The 17,708-nt window shown below is 43.4% G+C and carries 12 protein-coding genes; 1 reads left to right on the forward strand and 11 read right to left on the reverse strand.

Features of this window, described 5'->3' with window-relative positions; all coding sequences use genetic code 11:
- Positions 1-91 precede the first annotated feature (91 nt).
- From NST45_RS17245 to NST45_RS17290, 10 genes are all read right to left on the reverse strand, one after another.
- A complete protein-coding gene (locus NST45_RS17245) occupies positions 92-1,042 on the reverse strand; it encodes a nucleoside hydrolase (RefSeq protein ID WP_036679333.1) in 951 nt (316 codons plus the stop codon).
- A 63-nt stretch (positions 1,043-1,105) separates the two neighbouring features.
- Complete coding sequence (locus NST45_RS17250; protein ID WP_036679330.1) at positions 1,106-1,396, reverse strand: hypothetical protein; 291 nt, start codon at positions 1,394-1,396, stop codon at positions 1,106-1,108.
- Positions 1,397-1,513: 117 nt separating this feature from the next.
- On the reverse strand, positions 1,514-2,695 hold the full coding sequence (locus NST45_RS17255) for a MalY/PatB family protein (RefSeq protein WP_036679326.1): 1,182 nt from the start codon (positions 2,693-2,695) through the stop codon (positions 1,514-1,516).
- Between the two features lie 259 nt (positions 2,696-2,954).
- Positions 2,955-4,139 (reverse strand): collagen-like protein, encoded by a 1,185-nt coding sequence (locus NST45_RS17260; RefSeq protein ID WP_339823298.1) that lies wholly within the window; start codon positions 4,137-4,139, stop codon positions 2,955-2,957.
- Between the two features lie 283 nt (positions 4,140-4,422).
- Entirely contained in the window at positions 4,423-5,076 is a 654-nt protein-coding gene (locus NST45_RS17265; protein ID WP_036679320.1) for a deoxynucleoside kinase, read from the reverse strand.
- Entirely contained in the window at positions 5,073-5,696 is a 624-nt protein-coding gene (locus tag NST45_RS17270; RefSeq protein WP_036679318.1) for a deoxynucleoside kinase, read from the reverse strand. The genes NST45_RS17265 and NST45_RS17270 overlap by 4 nt, the downstream gene beginning before the upstream one ends.
- 496 nt (positions 5,697-6,192) lie before the next feature.
- Entirely contained in the window at positions 6,193-7,329 is a 1,137-nt protein-coding gene (gene nspC, locus NST45_RS17275) for a carboxynorspermidine decarboxylase (protein ID WP_036679316.1), read from the reverse strand.
- Between the two features lie 10 nt (positions 7,330-7,339).
- The gene (locus tag NST45_RS17280; protein ID WP_036679313.1) at positions 7,340-8,539 is read right to left on the reverse strand and encodes a saccharopine dehydrogenase family protein; all 1,200 of its coding nucleotides are present in this window, start codon (positions 8,537-8,539) and stop codon (positions 7,340-7,342) included.
- A gap of 657 nt (positions 8,540-9,196) precedes the next feature.
- Positions 9,197-10,687, reverse strand: a complete 1,491-nt coding sequence (locus tag NST45_RS17285) for a stalk domain-containing protein (RefSeq protein WP_076107489.1) — start codon at positions 10,685-10,687, stop codon at positions 9,197-9,199.
- A gap of 42 nt (positions 10,688-10,729) precedes the next feature.
- The gene (locus NST45_RS17290) at positions 10,730-11,701 is read right to left on the reverse strand and encodes a DUF4830 domain-containing protein (RefSeq protein ID WP_076107491.1); all 972 of its coding nucleotides are present in this window, start codon (positions 11,699-11,701) and stop codon (positions 10,730-10,732) included.
- A 304-nt stretch (positions 11,702-12,005) separates the two neighbouring features.
- Here NST45_RS17290 and NST45_RS17295 point away from each other — a divergent pair, with 304 nt between their 5' ends.
- Positions 12,006-13,883, forward strand: a complete 1,878-nt coding sequence (locus NST45_RS17295) for an LTA synthase family protein (RefSeq protein WP_076107493.1) — start codon at positions 12,006-12,008, stop codon at positions 13,881-13,883.
- Between the two features lie 70 nt (positions 13,884-13,953).
- Here NST45_RS17295 and NST45_RS17300 read toward each other — a convergent pair whose 3' ends face one another.
- Positions 13,954-17,556 (reverse strand): M14 family metallopeptidase, encoded by a 3,603-nt coding sequence (locus NST45_RS17300; protein WP_339823303.1) that lies wholly within the window; start codon positions 17,554-17,556, stop codon positions 13,954-13,956.
- Positions 17,557-17,708 lie beyond the last annotated feature (152 nt).

Here is a 17,708-nt window from a genome sequence, read left to right on the forward strand (position 1 = left end):
CATTTTACCAAAGATTATCCAATTGTAAAATTAATAGATTGTCATCTATGAGCTTCGAAATTATTTTTCATATTAGAAGAGGTCGGCAAAATTACATAAACACGCTCAAAAAGGTTCCCACTGCTCGTTCAACATCTACATCCACTGCAACTTGTATAGGTTTACCTACTTTTGGCTGAGCCCGCAAGTCCGCTACGACCATTCCCGATGTAAACTCACCTTTGTGCTCCACACGAACATTCATCTCTTTGTAGGTTACTAGATCTGGTTGCAGCGCAACCATAAGTGCGAGTGGATCATGCAGCGGTGCGCTGTTGATCAAAAAGTTCGCTTCACGATAGAAATTAAAATAATGAGTAAGCGATTGTTCCATGAACGAAATGATCGCTTTATTTTCTTCACGTCCAAAACGGTTTAATAAATCGATATGCTCTTGGGTAATCCGCGTCTTAAGCGTAACGTCTAGACCCACCATCATAACAGGAAGTCCAGATGTAAATACATGATCAGCAGCTTCCGGATCCCCAGCAATATTCGCTTCCGCAACCGGTGTTCTATTGCCGGGATTGAAGATCGTACCGCCCATCACCACTACTTTTTTCAAAGTATTCTTAATACCAGGGTCCATGTCAAGCGCCATAGAAAGGTTAGTTAGATGTGCCAGTGTGACTAATACAATCTCTCCGGGATTCTCATTAGCCATCCGAACAATAAACTCAGATGCAGTTTCGCTAATGGGACGCTGGCTGGCTGGAGCAATTTCCACATTACCAATACCGTTCTCACCATGCACATGAGTGGCGTAGCCTGAGTGCTCACGAACAAGTGCCTTGGATGCTCCGATCGCTACAGGAATCTCATAACCAGGCTTAGCAAGCTCAATTAGCCGCAGTGAATTGTCCGCCGCCTTTTCGACATCAATATTCCCAAAAACGGTTGTAATTCCTTCTACAATTACGTTTGGAGCGCGTAAGGCATATAGAATCGCCAGTGCATCGTCAATACCTGTGTCTGCATCAATAATAATTCGTGTTTTGCTCATTTATGTTCTCTCCCATTATGCTTTTTTCATAAAAGTTATCATATCACGGCCAACGAGGATCGCTCAATTCTTATTCAATTCCTGTTCTTTAAAGGCTTCAATAAACCGCTCGGGATCACACTCTATCAAATAAGCATACACACCCTTACTCGTGTGCAGATAGAACATGCCGCCCATATCCCCCATTGAACGATAAGACATATCGAAAATATCTTTTAGCGGGAATTCCCGATGACGAGTTACAATTCTATCTTGATATAGATACATTAGCCGATTGGAAGCAACACTTCGTTGTTCTCCATCCCTAATTTCTCGTTGTATCTTATAATACGGAAGCTGGGCTACCCATTTCATTTGCAGTCCTCCTGCTTGTCGTAATGGACTCCATTTTATTATTCTTTTTACCCTATTGCAAAATAAAGAAGCTTAACGACCCCATTAGCGGAATCATCAAGCTTCAGTAATCACCGTTTATTTCTTTGTATAAGCTGCGGCTGCCTTGCAAAAGCGTTCCAATGCCTCAACTAACGTAGATCTCGGACAAGCCAGATTGATCCGCAGATGGCCTTTGCCCTCTGTTCCAAAAACAGAACCTTCATTAAAAGCAACTTTAGCCTCTTTGTGCATCAGCTGCTTCAGACCGTCTATTTCCAAGTTCAGTTCGCGGCAATCTACCCATAACAGGTAGGTTCCTTGCGGCTGCATCACATGAACCTGTGGTAAATGCTCCGACAAATAGCTAATAGTATAATCCACATTATCTGATACATATTGTAACAGCTCATCCAGCCATTCTTCTCCGTCGTTGTAAGCGGCTTGTACTGCTCCTTGCGCGAAGAAACTAGCCATATGTAAGCTCAAGGCTTTCATTTTTTGATCAAATTTACGTTTCAATTCCGGATTCGAGGACACGATAAAAGAGGATTGAAGCCCCGGAAGATTGAAGGTTTTGGTCGCGGCAAGTGTGGTTAACGTAATATTGGCAATTTCCTCAGACAAAGATGCAAAAGGAATATGCTCATACCCTGGAAGCGCCAAATCACAATGGATCTCATCAGAGATAACTGTCACTCCGTGGCGCAAGCACAGTTCACCGAGCTTCAACAGTTCTTCTCTTTCCCATACTCTACCGCCTGGATTATGCGGACTGCATAACAGCAGCAGCTTAGCTCCACCCAACATCAGCCCTTCCAACTGCTCATAATCCATCTCAAAGCGCCCATTACGGACGATAAGCGGATTCTTGGCAACCTTCCGGTCATTCATCTGGATGACATCATAGAAGGGATAATAAACTGGCGATTGTAAAATAACCTCGTCCCCAGGCTCAGTAAAAAGTTCAACAGAGAGGCTTAAGGAAGTTACAATTCCGGGAGAATCTGAAATCCACTCCGGTTTGATCTGCCAATCATGCCGTCTTTTAAACCATGACGTGATGGCTTCTTTATAAGTATCACTAGGTACACTGTAACCGTAAACTCCTTGTTCTGCGCGGCGCAGAATGGCTTCCTTCACTGCGGGAGGACTTTCAAAATCCATGTCTGCCACCCAAAGCGGCATAATATCCTTCTCACCAAACAACTTCTCGGATTGGTCCCATTTGTAAGAGCTAGTATTACGGCGGTCAATTACGCGATCGAAATCATACTTCAACTAAAGTCACCTCATCCTTATAAACTTATCTTTTATTGTATCATGAGGAAAGCGATATGGCATCTTAAGATAGAATCAAAAGAATTCACATAAATAGATGATTAATTTCAAGTCGTTAGACGATAGAAAAACAATAGAATGTTAATAGTAAATACTCTGAATAAAGAGGAGGACCTTCGTTCGTCCTCCTCTTTACAATAATCATAAGTAAAATCACCAATATTAAGGTGACCAACTTATCTATACGAAATACACCTTATTACGCTAATTGTGTAATAACGAGATGTGCTGAAACAGATCTTGTTCCTCCAGCGAGAGGAGTAATAGTAAGTGCAGTAGAGTTACCAGCAGGATTCCGAACGGTCAGGATGGTGTTAATAACCGTTGTTTGCACTATAGCCATTTCTACGATTTGTGATGTACCTGTTGCGCGTCCAACTACAGTATAGGCGAGATCCGCGCCATTAAGAGTCAAGATGAGTTGTCCTGCTTCGGTTACACTAACCTGAAACAACACCTGATAAGTCCCTATTGCTGCTAAATTAAAAGAACTAGGACCCGTTCGTGCAATTGTCGTCCCGCTGGTAGGTCCGTTTTGAGGAAAACTTACGTCTGTGCCCGGTGCTACAGTTGCTGCATTATCAGGAGGCATTAGGGCAAAAAAATCAGCAAAACCTAATACACCTCCTGGTGCTCCGGTTGCCCCCGTTGCTCCTGCTGCTCCCGGTGCTCCCGCAGCTCCTGCTGCCCCCGGTGCTCCAGCTGCTCCCGGCGCTCCGGTTGCTCCCGTTGCTCCTGCTGCTCCCGGCGCTCCTGCTGCTCCCGGTGCTCCCGGTGCTCCGGCCGCTCCCGGTGCTCCGGTTGCTCCAGCTACTCCTGGTGCTCCTGGTGCTCCTGGTGCTCCTGGTGCTCCTGTTGCTCCGGTTGCTCCCGGTGCTCCCGGTGCTCCCGGTGCTCCTACAAAACCTTGTGGTCCTATAGCTCCTGCAGGACCAGGTAAACCTTGCGATCCCTGAGGACCTACAACTCCTTGGGCACCCGGCACGCCTTGGGCACCCTGAGGACCAACGGGTCCCGCTACACCCTGTGGACCAATCGCTCCCGCTGGCCCTGGTTCACCTTGAGGTCCTTGGGGTCCTGGAGGTCCGCCGGCGGGCCCTGGAGGTCCTTCAGCTCCTTGGAGTCCTCGTGCTCCTTGAGCTCCGGGAACGCCTTGGGCCCCTTGTATTCCTTGGAGACCTTGTGCTCCTTGCGGCCCTTGCGGTCCTGTAGCACCAACGACTGTCGGTGTAGTAACATTCACTTCTGGTGGAGGACAAGTGACTTTTACAATCTTCTTAATAACTTTTCGACGATGTTCTTTTCTTTTTCTTTTCGAAGGAAATACAGTGGCGACTTTTTTCTTATGACACTTTTTATCGTCTGGACAACTCAATGCGTACACCTCCCTATAAATATAGTTCAGTGTACGCATCTTACTAATTTTAGACATGGATCAATAACTAGTTTCTATTAGACTGGAACCTATTTTCATAAAAAAGGGCTAATAAAGTAGGAGGTGGCCCTTAAGTACATTACAATGTCCACACCATTTTTATTTACTTTTCGTATTTTATGATTAGGACAACTGACACTTCCCTATTAGGCCCAAATCATAGATTTGGGTCTTTTTTATGAGCACATAAAAAAACAACCCCCAAACCACGGGAGCTGCTAATCATCAACTATTATATTTTATCAACAGGCTTACGAATGGTGTTGCCTACCTTCGTGAGAATATCCGCCATTGATGCCGAGTCATTTACGTCATAATCATCAATGTTCAGACGAAGCACTGGGCAAGCTGTAAACTCATTGATCCATTTCGAATATCTGCCATGCATATGCTCCCAGTAGGACACGTCCGTTTGAATTTCCATTTCACGGCCGCGTTCATTAATTCGCGCTAAAATAGAAGGAAGACTGCCTTCAATATAAATCAGCACATCAGGGTGTGGGAAATAGGGTGTCATGACCATGGCTTCATACAAGCTTGTATAGGTTTCATAGTCTGTCTTGGACATCGTGCCTTGATCCGCATGCATTTTAGCAAAAATACCAGTGTCCTCATAAATCGAGCGATCTTGAACAAAACCACCGCCCATTTCGAACATTTTCTTCTGTTCTTTAAAACGTTCGGCTAGGAAATAAATCTGTAGATGAAAACTCCATCTCTCAAAATCATGATAGAACTTTTCAAGATAAGGATTATGATCAACTTGCTCCAGCGAGGTTTGAAAATCTAACCTTTTAGCCAAAGCACCTGTTAAAGTGGATTTCCCCACCCCCACGGTTCCTGCCACGGTAATTATGGCGTTAGCTGGGATGTTATATGGATTCATTTCATTAGCTCCTTTATGTGAGAGGCAATTTCGACGAAGTGTTCTGGGTTCTCCACGAAATCGACTGCATTTCCATCTATGGTAATAATAACGGTAGACGGCTCTTGAATCGCTAGAGAGCCCATCGCATCATCATAATCTTCTATCAATTGCTGCAAATACGCAGTATCCATATCCCCTTCAAAAGGGCGTCCGCGTTTGGCGATTCTTTTTAACAAGGTATCGAGATCTGCTTTTATATAGAGAATAATATTTGGCTTCGGCAGGTCATCCGTCAGCACATGATAGATTTGTCGATACTTTTCTCGTTTCGTTCCCTTCAGCGTTCGTTCCCCAAAGATAAGGTTCTTATAAATATGATAATCCGAGATCACCGGTTTACCTTTATCTATGTACTGAGTTACTGTATCTTCAAGCTGCTTGTACCGATTACAGAGAAAAAACATCTCCAGTTGAAAGCTCCAGTCATCCATGTTCTGATAAAATTTAGCCAGAAACGGATTCTCATCCACAATCTCCTTAATAATCGGTAAGTTTAATTCCTCTGCAAGCATCGAAGCTAATGTTGTTTTTCCAGCCCCGATCGGGCCTTCCACTGCAATAAACGGTGCATGTTCCATTGATGCTGACTTCCTCCTCAGATACGGACCCTTCAATAACTAATTTTAAAAAACAGACTAAATTATTGTATCACATGAGACCTTACTTGTGAGCGGCTAATTATGAAGAAACTTTTCCAGTAATACAAGTGTCCAACTGTAAGATAAACGCATATATAAGAGAGTTATTCCTCTGAAAAATCGGTTCGACATCTATCTTCTCCCCACGAGGATGAATCGGACCGAGGAGACTCTATTTCCGAAAAATCGGCTGTTTCAGCATACAATCGGACTCAGTTGCAGCTATTCTACCAAATGCGCCCTAATAATAGTCACTATCCGACCAATAAGAGCTATACAGTCCATAACCTTAGCTAAATGAGCTAATAAACACCAATAGTTGCCATACGGTCCTTTAGCATCACTTCTCTTTTCCTAGATGTAATTGTGCATTCAAAGGACTGGAACCATAGCAAAAAAAGGTGTCCCTGAAGGAACACCTTTTTAGATCATTCTATTAAGATAAACGTCCGCTGAAATCTTCGAAAGCGAACTGTTTAATTACTTTAATTCCCTCTTCGTCATTGTAGCTGACGATAGCTGGCAGATTCACGCCGTTAAACATATGGTTCTTCACCATAGAATAATGCGCCATATCTAGGAATACGAGTCTATCGCCGTATTTCAAAGGCTCCTTGAAGGAATAATCTCCAATAACATCTCCGGCTAGGCAAGTCATTCCACCTAATCTGTACGTATAAGGATATTCCCCAGGTTGTCCAGCATCGATAATGTTCGGACGGTATGGCATAGCCAGTACATCTGGCATGTGGCATTCAGCCGAAGTATCGAGAATCGCAATGTCCATTCCGTTATGCATAACATCCAGAACGGTAGCTACCAAATATCCAGTATTAAGCGCAACGGCCTCACCTGGCTCCAGATAGATTTCCACACCGTAAGTCTCTTTCATATGCAGAATGCAGCGGACAAGGGTCTCCAGATCATAATCGGGACGTGTAATATGATGACCGCCACCAAAATTAAGCCATTTCATCCCTTTGAGATAAGGTCCGAACTTCTCTTCGACTACCTTGAGCGTACGCTCCAGTGTGTCTGAATTTTGTTCGCACATGGTATGGAAATGTAATCCATCAATTCCCTCAAGCTCTTCAGGTCTAAAGTTAGGGAGAGTTACTCCCATTCTGGAATAATTGTAGCATGGATCATACAGCGGAACTTCGATCTCGGAATACTCCGGATTCACCCGAATGCCGCAGCTGATATGCTTCGGTGCATTTTTCACACGATCCTTGAATCGATTCCACTGGTCAAAAGAATTGAACACAATGTGATCGGAGTATTCAAGAAGCTCATCGAATTCACTTTCCACATAAGCTGGTGCGTAGACATGAACCTCTTTGCCCATTTTTTCATAGCCAAGTCTGGCTTCGAATAAGGAGCTGGAAGTTACGCCATGCAAGTACTTGCCAACTAGCGGATACAAGGAGTGCATTGAGAAGCCTTTTTGCGCGAGCAAAATCTTAGCTCCTGTACGTTCTTGTACAGAATTCATAATCTCAAGATTGCGGGTAAGCAATCTTTCATCTACAAGGTAACATGGTGACGGGACAACGCTGATATCAATATCCATCAATCGCGCCTTAGTCTAGCAGCGTTGGCGAGAAATCTTCTTGCCAAGGCAGACCATGTTTATTCAAAGCTTCCATGAATGGATCTGGATCGAACTCTTCTACGTTGTACACGCCTGGTTTCTTCCAGATTCCTTTTATAATTAACATTGCTCCGATCATTGCAGGAACGCCTGTAGTATAGGAAATGGCTTGGGAGCCAACCTCTGCATAACATTCTTCATGATCGCAAACGTTGTATACATAATAAGTTTTTGGCTTACCGTCTTTAGTACCTTGGATGATACATCCAATGTTAGTTTTACCTTTTGTTCTTGGTCCCAGGGAAGCCGGGTCAGGCAGCATTGCCTTCAAGAATTGCAAAGGAACGATCTCTTTGCCTTCGTACATGATAGGCTCGATAGAAGTCATACCCACATTCTCAAGCACTTTCAAGTGAGTCAGGTAGTTCTGCGAGAAAGTCATCCAGAAACGGATCTTTTTCACGCCCTTGATGTTAACAGCCAAGGATTCCAACTCTTCATGGTACAAAAGATAAATATCTTTAGGTCCGATTTCCGGAAGATCGTAAACTTTCTTCTCAGAAAGTGGTGCGGTTTCAATCCACTCGCCATTCTCGAAATAACGGCCATTAGCTGTAATTTCACGAATATTGATTTCAGGATTAAAGTTTGTAGCGAATGGATATCCATGATCGCCAGCGTTGGCATCTACAATATCAATGGTATGGATCTCGTCAAAATAGTGTTTTTGCGCGTAAGCCGTGAACACGCCAGTTACACCTGGGTCAAATCCACTGCCGAGCAAAGCGGTAAGGCCAGCTTTCTCAAATCTTTCTTTGTAAGCCCACTGCCAGGAATATTCGAATTTCGCTGTATCTTGTGGTTCATAATTGGCAGTATCCACATAGTGCACTCCTGTTGCCAGGCACGCATCCATGATCGTCAGGTCCTGATATGGGAGAGCGACATTAATAACGACATCCGGCTCAAAGCTCTTGATCAGTTCAATGACTTCGTCCGTGTTATCTGCATCGAGCTGAGCAGTAGAAATCTTCGTGCGGCCTCCGGCTAATTTATCTTTCAGAGCGTCACATTTCGCGACAGTTCTGCTGGCAATGCAGATCTCTTCAAATACATCCGGGTTCTGGCAGCATTTATGAACAACAACACTTGCTACGCCGCCAGCGCCAATAATTAACGCTTTTCCCAAAATAAAAACCTCCTAAAATTCCATTTGCAAAATCAACAAGGCTGATTATACATAATATTTTTGAATAAATCAATAAAAACCGACAAAAAATGATGTGTTTTGTGTAAAATCTCTAAGAAATCTTGTTAATACTCTTAAATGCTCATATTTCCTCGATTATCCACGTGTATAGATCAGGTGTTTTGCTGGAACAGAGTGGATTTTCAGAAACTAGAGCAACTAGATTATTCTATCACAAGAGGGTTATACTTCATACGATTTATTTTAAAATCAATGAAAAACCTCACCATCCTTTCAACTCCGCCTAAAAACGTTCGGTTTCCACCATTCCAATCAACAGCACTGCAACAAATACAAAGAGGCCGTAATATATACTCTTACCCGTTTTTGTCGCAATATTAATCGTTGTTGCTATGCCCATCCGTTTCGCGACCAGAATTGAACGATCATTGGGATAATTATAAGTTGTCCCATTTTTCCAATATTCATCATCATCCGTATAAAGAATCCTCGAAAAGATTCCCGCTTACATTCTTCAAAATCGCATACGCTTTGTTTACCGTTATTGCATTTCCCTCTAAATCTTCTGCGCTCCACGCAAAAAGCTGAACTCTCCAGAAGGAGAATTCAGCCTAAAGCTTCTAATAAATAGTCAACTTATTTATTGGAATTTATTCGAACTGCATAAGCATCTGCATCCCATTCTACCTGCGCCCCCAACATTTCGCTTATCAATCTGAGGGGTACATAAACGCTATCATTAATGAAGACCGGTTTTTGATCTGTTGCTATTACCTTTCCATTAACAGTCGTTTGTCCAGTTACCGAATTCAAGATCAGAGTTGTAGATCCCTTTACAGCGACCACAGCTCTCGATGGAACATCCCAACGAACATTAACTCCCATCTGCTCGAAGACTCCTCTTAAAGGAACATATGTCGAATTATTAATTAGTAGTGGCGGCATAGTCAGTTCCATTTCATTCCCATTCAACAATACTTGAATAGATTTCTTCACGAGCTGAGGCGTATTCACCTCGATCTCTCTGACCCCCAGACCCGTCTGCCCAAATTCATTTGCTCCCCAGGCAAGGACATGACCATCTTTTAAGAGTACATAATGATTTCTGCTCCCTTTAGAAATGGAAACTGCATTCTGAATACCCTTTGACTGTGTAACATTAATCTTGTTCTTATCGCCAACCGTCCACTGCCACACGGTCCCATCCGCCTTCACCGCGGAATCTGTTGTCAGCGAAATGACGTCTGAAAGCCCTGGAATCTGAACGGGTTTTAGAGTTTCTCCCAGATATGGATCTATGTAATTATTCCAAATCCATACTGTACCATCCCATCTCAATGCTGCCCCATAGAGCCCATAGGCTCCGTCCATATCAACCGCTCTATATTCTCCGCTTCCTTTAATAAGCGTAGGCTTTAAGATTACGCCTTTTTGCGTTCCCAGCGGTTGCTGCGATCCCCACACCCATACCTCTCCACCATTACCAAGCGCCACTGAATTATTCGATCCCGCTGCTATAGACAGGACAGAGGGTAGTCCCTTTACCTGCACCGGGGTTAGCTTGTTTTTCCGCGAATCGTCACCGAGTTCACCTTGTTCATTGCCTCCCCATGCCCAGACCGTTCCATCTTTAAGAAGAGCTAAGCTAAAGGTGCCCCCCGCAGAAACAGCTTTCACATCTGTTAGCCCTTGCACTTGAACAGGCTCTACAAGAATCTTAGAGGACTGTGTTCCAATGCCAAGTTGTCCATGCTCGTTCCCCCCTACTGCCCACACTGTTCCATCGTCCTTCAACATCAAGTTATGACGATAACCACCTGAGATTTGCTTTACATGATCGATATGCATTTTGACGGGAGTATACGCTGGTGTGGTCGCCCCATTACCAATAGAGCCGTACCCACCACCCCACGCCCAGGCTGTTCCATCCGCAGTGACGGCATACGCACTTCTGTCACCAGCGTCCAGTTGGGTGATGCCAGACAATAATTTCTTTTCTTCAGGTGAATTCACATTATCTGCTGCTGCCACTAAGGGTGAGACCATAGCCAAGCTAAGAACAGTCCCGACAACAACTCTACATATCCGCCTTACCTGCACTTTTGACATCAAACTTTGTTTAAACACTTGAGATCACTCCTTTTATTAATAAATAGATAACGCAACAACTCACGGTCCCGTTCCAAAACCTCCAATCTTCCAGCCGTTAGCGTGTTTGGTCAACACTGCGAAGCGAGTCTCCCGGCCATCTGGGGTATTGAAGACGGGATTTAGTGATTTCATATACAGATCGACCACAATATTTAACGTTGTGCGATCACCGATGTCTTTGATTTCAGAGCCAGTATCATAATCCATCACTTTATAAGAGGTAGGCTTAGCCTCAACAATACTTTCACTGAGAGCATTTTCACCACCAAAACCCGGGTTATAGAGTTGATGCTCTTGACGGTTAACCGTCAATGCAGTGAGTAAGGCATTAGGATTCAAACATGCGCGGGCGCGGGTATGATTACCCACCTGTATAGCCTGGAAAAAAGCATCCAGCAGCTCGAAATGGCCTAATGAGGCTAAATCACCATTCTCACCTTCCTTAGCAAACAAACCTTCTCTCTCCGTCCACTCCTCAAATGTATATCCTGTAATGTCGGTCAAGCTACGCTTCTTAATAGAAGGGCCGATACTTTGAATATTAAATTCCAGCCAAGCCCCAACGGTATTTCCTGATTGAACAAGCAAAACGAGATTGGAGGGATAAGAAAATTCTTTTTGTTCGCCAGAACCAGGTAAACCATCGACTAAGGAATACCGCTGTACCTCTACCGTGGCACCCTTCAGGAGGGTCAAATCCAATCCGGCATCTTTAGAGAACTCATTCGCTAATCGCCAGTAAAGTCCCACTGGATACTCCCCCAGCTTAACCTCCCAGTTCTGTGGTACCTCAACTGCAAATGTATCCGGATGGTTCTGAACTTTATAATCCAGTGTTAGCAAAAAGTCTTCGGGAACCTGTGGTACAGACGTTGAAGCTATAGAGCCAGAAGGCTCCACACCAATGGAGTTCTCCCCTTGATTACAACCTGAATTTAAGAGCACAAGAAAACAAATCGTTACCATCGTTATGAACTGCCGCTGGGTCATCTAATTCCCGCCTCTCTAATCACTCCTCTATATTTAGACTGAGGAATATTATACAAAGTTGCGGGAAACTGGAAATTATTAAAATCATTTTATACGCATAGGACCCTGTAGTTTGGGATTGGCGTTGATTTTACCTGCTTATGCGGCATAAATCGCTTGTTGCTTCACTCTAGGACTCTCGTCCACCTTTTGACACTTGATAACTTCGGGAGCATAATAAGCTTCGGCATATTGCAACGGATTTCCATGAAATACAGGTATATGCAGGACCTTGGTGTAATTGCATCAGAGAGGATGATAACGAGTGAAAAAAGATTTTGATATAAAAAACAAACCCTTCCTAGTCTTTAGCTTCGTCCTGCTGCTAAAATGCGCAGTGGCCTGGTTCGTAGTTTTTAGCGACGGTCCTAACTGGAGCATGCTGCTGACAGAGATCCCATTTTTCTTTATCGTATTTGGACTTATTGAATGGATGGCTTCCAAACGAAAATTTCTGTATTACATGATAGCCAACCTATTGATTTCAGTCATATATTTCGCCGTCCTAATGTATTACAAATATTACGGTGTAATTGCTACTTATCATGCCTTGGAACAAGCAGATAAAGTAACTAAGGTGGGAGAAAGCACATACTCGTTGCTGGACCCTTACTATTTGTTCATTTTTGTGGATATTGTAGTGTTCATGTTTTTTATGTTCCGTCCGAAATATATTGCGATCTGGAAAGAAAGAGGTATGAACCGCCGCATGAACCGGACCGCTTTGTTTGGGATCATCAGTGTTTCCTTAGCAGTTTGTGTCTTTAATGTTTGGCCGAATCATGCCAGTATGAACGAGAACAAAAAAGCGGAGAGTATGGGGATTCTTAATTACGAGGTCTATACTATTTTTGCCGATACAAGGGAAACAGAAGAAATAATCGACAGCAAAGAAATCACGCAACCATCCATTAACGAGACCAAAGGAATTACAGAGCCTGGCTCACCGAAGTACTGGGCGGCAGCTCAAGGTAAAAATCTAATCGTGGTACAAATGGAATCTTTTCAGAACTTTTTGCTGGACCTGAGCATTGACGGACAGGAAGTAACACCCAATCTAAATAAGCTTTTGAAAAGCGAACATTATTTCAATAACTTCTATACTAATGCCGGGCAAGGAACAACTTCGGATGCTGAATTTGTGGTGAATACTTCGTTGTACGTTCCTCATCACGAGGTAGCCACTTCATCCAATTATATGGATAAGGCGCTTCCGAGCCTGCCTAAGCTGATGAAAGCTAATGGATATAATACAGCAACCTTTCACACCAATAGCGTAGAATTCTGGAACCGCAAAACTCTATACAAAGTCCTAGACTTTGATAAGTATTACGATCAAGCGTTCTATGGGGATGGTGATCATATCGCATTCGGTGCTTCTGATGAGGTACTCTATGCCAAGACTGTGCCTGAATTAGTCAAAATGGATGCTAAAGATGATCCTTTTTATGCAATGGTCATTTCTATGAGTGCTCATCACCCTTATAAAATGCCAGAGTCAAAAAATAAAATGACGCTGCCTAAACGGTATGAAGGTACCCTAGTTGGCAACTATATTCTAGCTCAAAATTACGCAGATTATGCAATGGGACAATTTCTGGATCAATTAAAGTCCAGTGGTCTATGGGATGATAGCGTCATTGTCTTTTACGGGGACCATCAGGGTGTATCGCTATATTCCCTTGATGGCAACGAGAAATCGTTAATGGAAGAAATGGTCGGTCACGAATATGGTTATACCGATATGTTCAACATTCCTTTCATCGTACATGCGCCAGGGGTAGGTCAACCTACGGTATACAGCCAAACTGGCGGCCAGATCGACATTATGCCAACTGTAGCTAACCTGTTAGGGATTTCAATGAAAGATCAGCTCTACTTCGGAGAAGATCTGATGAACCAACAGACCAACATGCTCCCTGTCAGACACTTTTTGCCTACCGGCTCTTTCATTAATGACACAAGCATGTATTTGACTGGTGTCGATTACGATGATGGAGACAACTTTAATCTAATCGATGGCTCTGAAACAGAGGGCGGTTCGACAAAAGAACAATTTGACGCCGTTCAGCGGCTTCTAAATATGTCTAACAGCTACATTCAACAACTGCCGGATTTACCATCTACGGATAATGCAGAGTAACTATAAAAAGAATGCCCCTCAGCCAAATAGCTGAGGGGCATTCTTGTATTATTTTATAAGTATCTAAAACTTAATTAAGCTTCAACATCCTATCAATAATCACTGCTGCTTGAGCACGGTTGGCAATGTTTTTAGGACCGAAGGTATCCGCAATCAGACCTTGCACAATACCTTCCTGAGTTAGTAATGCCACCGCTTCTTTACCGTAAGCAGCGATTGTTGCCTGGTCTTTAAAGTTAGCCAAAGCGGCATTTGTATCATTTACCGACTTGCCTTTAAATTTCTTAAGTGCATTGGATACAATGATTGCCATTTCCTCGCGTGTAATCGCACGGTTAGGATCAAACCTTCCATTGCCTACACCGTTAATCAATCCGTTCTTGACCCCGGATGCAATGTATCCATAAGACCAGTCAGAAGCTTTCACGTCACTGAAGGCAGCGGTTGATTTCACATCAAGCAGATCAAAAGCTCGCACGATCATGGTAATAAACTCGGCACGCGTCACCTCTTTAAGCGGAGCAAAGGAATTATCGCTCACTCCTTGCAGGATCCCTTTTGCCGCCAGCTCTTGAATTGCCGATACTGCCCACGCCACCTTACCTAGATCCGTGAAGTTAGAACCTATTGGGTTTGGTGTTGCAGACGGCTGCACAGTTGGAGTTGGAGCTGGCGTTGGTGTTGCAGACGGCTGCACGGTCGGTGCAGGTGTTGATGTTACAGATGGCTGCCACGGTGTCGAAGGTGTTGTTGGCTCTGGTTCATTCACCCCGTTATCCATACCATCCTCTTTAGTCGCCGCTGGAGCAGCAGCATAGATTGAATTGGCAAGCAATCTGAATTGATTTTGCGGATGATATTTATTCATCAGATCATTCGCAAATAACGTCACATGGATGTTGTCTGTATTGTAAGTAAGCGCCAATACTTGGTCTTGTGCAGCCTCGTTATTCGGCCACCAGCCTGCTTTGAAAAAGTCAGCTCCTGATCCGTATTTCGCCAAGATCTCTGCGCCTTCAGGCACTTTTGTAATATAAGCCGCGGAAACTGTGTAGAGATATTCGCTATCGGCATAAGGCGCTGTAATTACATTGTCCTGAGAGACCTCAGCCTTAAACAATCCCTCATGAGCATCTTCTTTACCATCCTTATTGACCGGAGTTGAATAGTCCAGTCCAGGGAGGACCTTAAGCCCTTTAACAGTTTTTAGCATCGTTCTTCCATAACCGATAAACGGTTTACCTGTAGCAATCAGATTCGTTCCCGAATTGATTAGAACATCTGCTGCCACTGTATCCGTAGTTACGTTAAACCCAAGATCCTTCAGCATAAATGCAGTCGCTCCTGCAATAGCTACCTTAGGAGCCTTAAGCAATTTACCCGTTCTGTTCTCTGCAGCACTAAACGGCACAATATCCAGCAGATATTTAGACGATACCGTTCTAAGATTGGATCTGGAAACAAGGAAACTTCCCTTCTCGTAACCCGTCCCCCCATTCTCCAGCAGTGTCACTGCCTTATGGTTGGCTAGCAGCTCATTCACAGCTTTTATCGCATCATTGTTGCTGTTTTTAATCACATAATTTTGCTCGAACGGAGATTGATCCAGATTCGTACTAGGGATCGTTACACCGCTAACCTCTTCTGTCTTCCCAGTGAATGCTCCTACAGAACGGCTAATATATCGGTCAAAACCACGCATAGCCGAGAAATTCTGTACCGTATCGGAATACATCTCATTAAAATCCGAGACATCTAGTCCATCATACAAGACAAGATTCGCATAACCTCTTTTGGCTTGATGCATATTCACCACATAGGTTCCAGCCGGATAGACTACAGAATCTACAGTTACACTGGCTGTTGTCCGTTCTACTTTCACATTGTTACGCAGTAGGTACTGAACCATTTTGTAGGTTTCCAGATCATTTTTTTGCAAATCTTTTGCAACCGGAAGAATGTAATACTCAGGGAAGAAATTCGTATTCTCATCTACCCCTGGACGTCCAATAGACTCATTCTGTGCATTGATTAGATAATCTTTAACAGCAGCATTAGTATTCTCATTTTGGATACCCCGTTTGAAGATTTCCAATTGATTCAGGAACAGTTCCTGCTTGTTGTTGATCACATAATCGGTGGCCCCCAAAGCCGCATAATAAAAGGCATCCAGTGAATCTTCATTCAATTCAGGCACTTCAATGGTATGCCCAAGTGCTCCTTGATGCATGGCATATACAGCTGTGTAGGCTGGCGAAGCATCATCCCAACCTGTTGCATTCGTTCCTTTATAGTTCGGATCCTGTTGTGTTTTTTCGTATTCTTCATAAGGGATATGGTAGGAATCATATTTTGTATTAGCAATCCCCGCCTTACCCATGGCATTTGCTTGCTCAAGCATACTTGGCATTACAAGATCATATTCAATGTTAGGATCATGAGGTGGTGTGCAAGGCTCAATCAAGAAGCCACTTACAAATCCATGCATGTCCAAAAAGGTAAGCGGCGTCCACTTAGCAATTTGTGCAGTTACCGCTTGTGTCTCAGGTTGGGTCTGGTAAGAGTTGTCCCGATTTGGATCAAGCAGCGTTGAAGTTTGACGCGTGTTTAACGCGCGACCGTCAGGATTCTCTACATAATCAAGCAGGAAAATCACATGGTCAAGCGCTTCGTCGATGTTCAGAACTACCTTTTTCGGATTTCCATTCTCATCAGTGGTATCATAGGTGACAATTTGCTGTGTCATCAGCGTATCCAAAAACTTAATGATTACATCGACACCATTGGCTTCATCGGCATGAATGTTATTCAACCAAATAGGTACCTTATAATTCTGCAGATCCCCGTCGTTAATTTTCTTTTGCAGGGCTTCAGGATCATTCATCATAAGCGGTAAGGTCTCGTTCAAATATTGATCTACTGAGGACTTATCCTTAGCAACAATAGAGAAATGAATGGCACGACCTTGAGTTGAGGTCCCAATTTGCTGATACTCTACATATCGATCATATTTATTATTGCTTTCAGCAGTAATCCTATCGATCGCGGGTTTAATCTCATCATATGTATGATAGGTTTCATATGGATTTAGTTTGACTTGCTGCTCTACCAGCACATCTCCAGCAGGTAATGTCCCGATTAGATTATAAATTCCCACTCGTTTGACGTACTCTGCACGTATACCCGTTAGTGAGAGATTCTCTCCGTACAGCAAATCAAAATGAATTAAAGCCTTTACTTTTGAACCTGAGATCGGCTCATATGTCACTGTTACGAAAGGATTACCTGAATAATCTTTCGCATCTTTATTCCATTTTTTCCACTCTGCCAGCGGCTTCATCTCTTCCGCCGTTCTGCCAAAATTCCAGATGATATCTTGAGGCGATGCCCCATCAGGAAGATCTAAAGTCAATTCTAATGTTCTAGCTTCCGTCATAGAAGCTTTGTATACTTCTGTGGAAACTGTCGCCGCTATTTGTTCATAGACAGCAGTCGCTACCGTAGTTTGTTCTGAAGAAAGCACCGCAAGATCAGCTGTGTTCTCCGTAGAAACCGGAGCAACAACCGCCTGCGGGTTAATTTCGGTTGCAACTTCACCTGCATATGCAGCTGGAAGCAGACCCGACATCATAAGTGTAAAAGCTAGTAATAAAGATAGTATTCTCTTGGACATTTTTTACCTCCTATAATTTTGTCTACTTTCACCCCAAATTGAATGAATATACACTTATATGAATCTGTATTCATAACATAATATAGTATTCTATTAATTTTGGGAACAAAAATAATAGAAAAAATAATATTTTTATACGACTTGCCTAGGTA

Origin of the sequence: Paenibacillus sp. FSL R7-0163 (genome assembly GCF_037969975.1) — a bacterium.
Classification (GTDB): domain Bacteria; phylum Bacillota; class Bacilli; order Paenibacillales; family Paenibacillaceae; genus Paenibacillus_AQ; species Paenibacillus_AQ odorifer.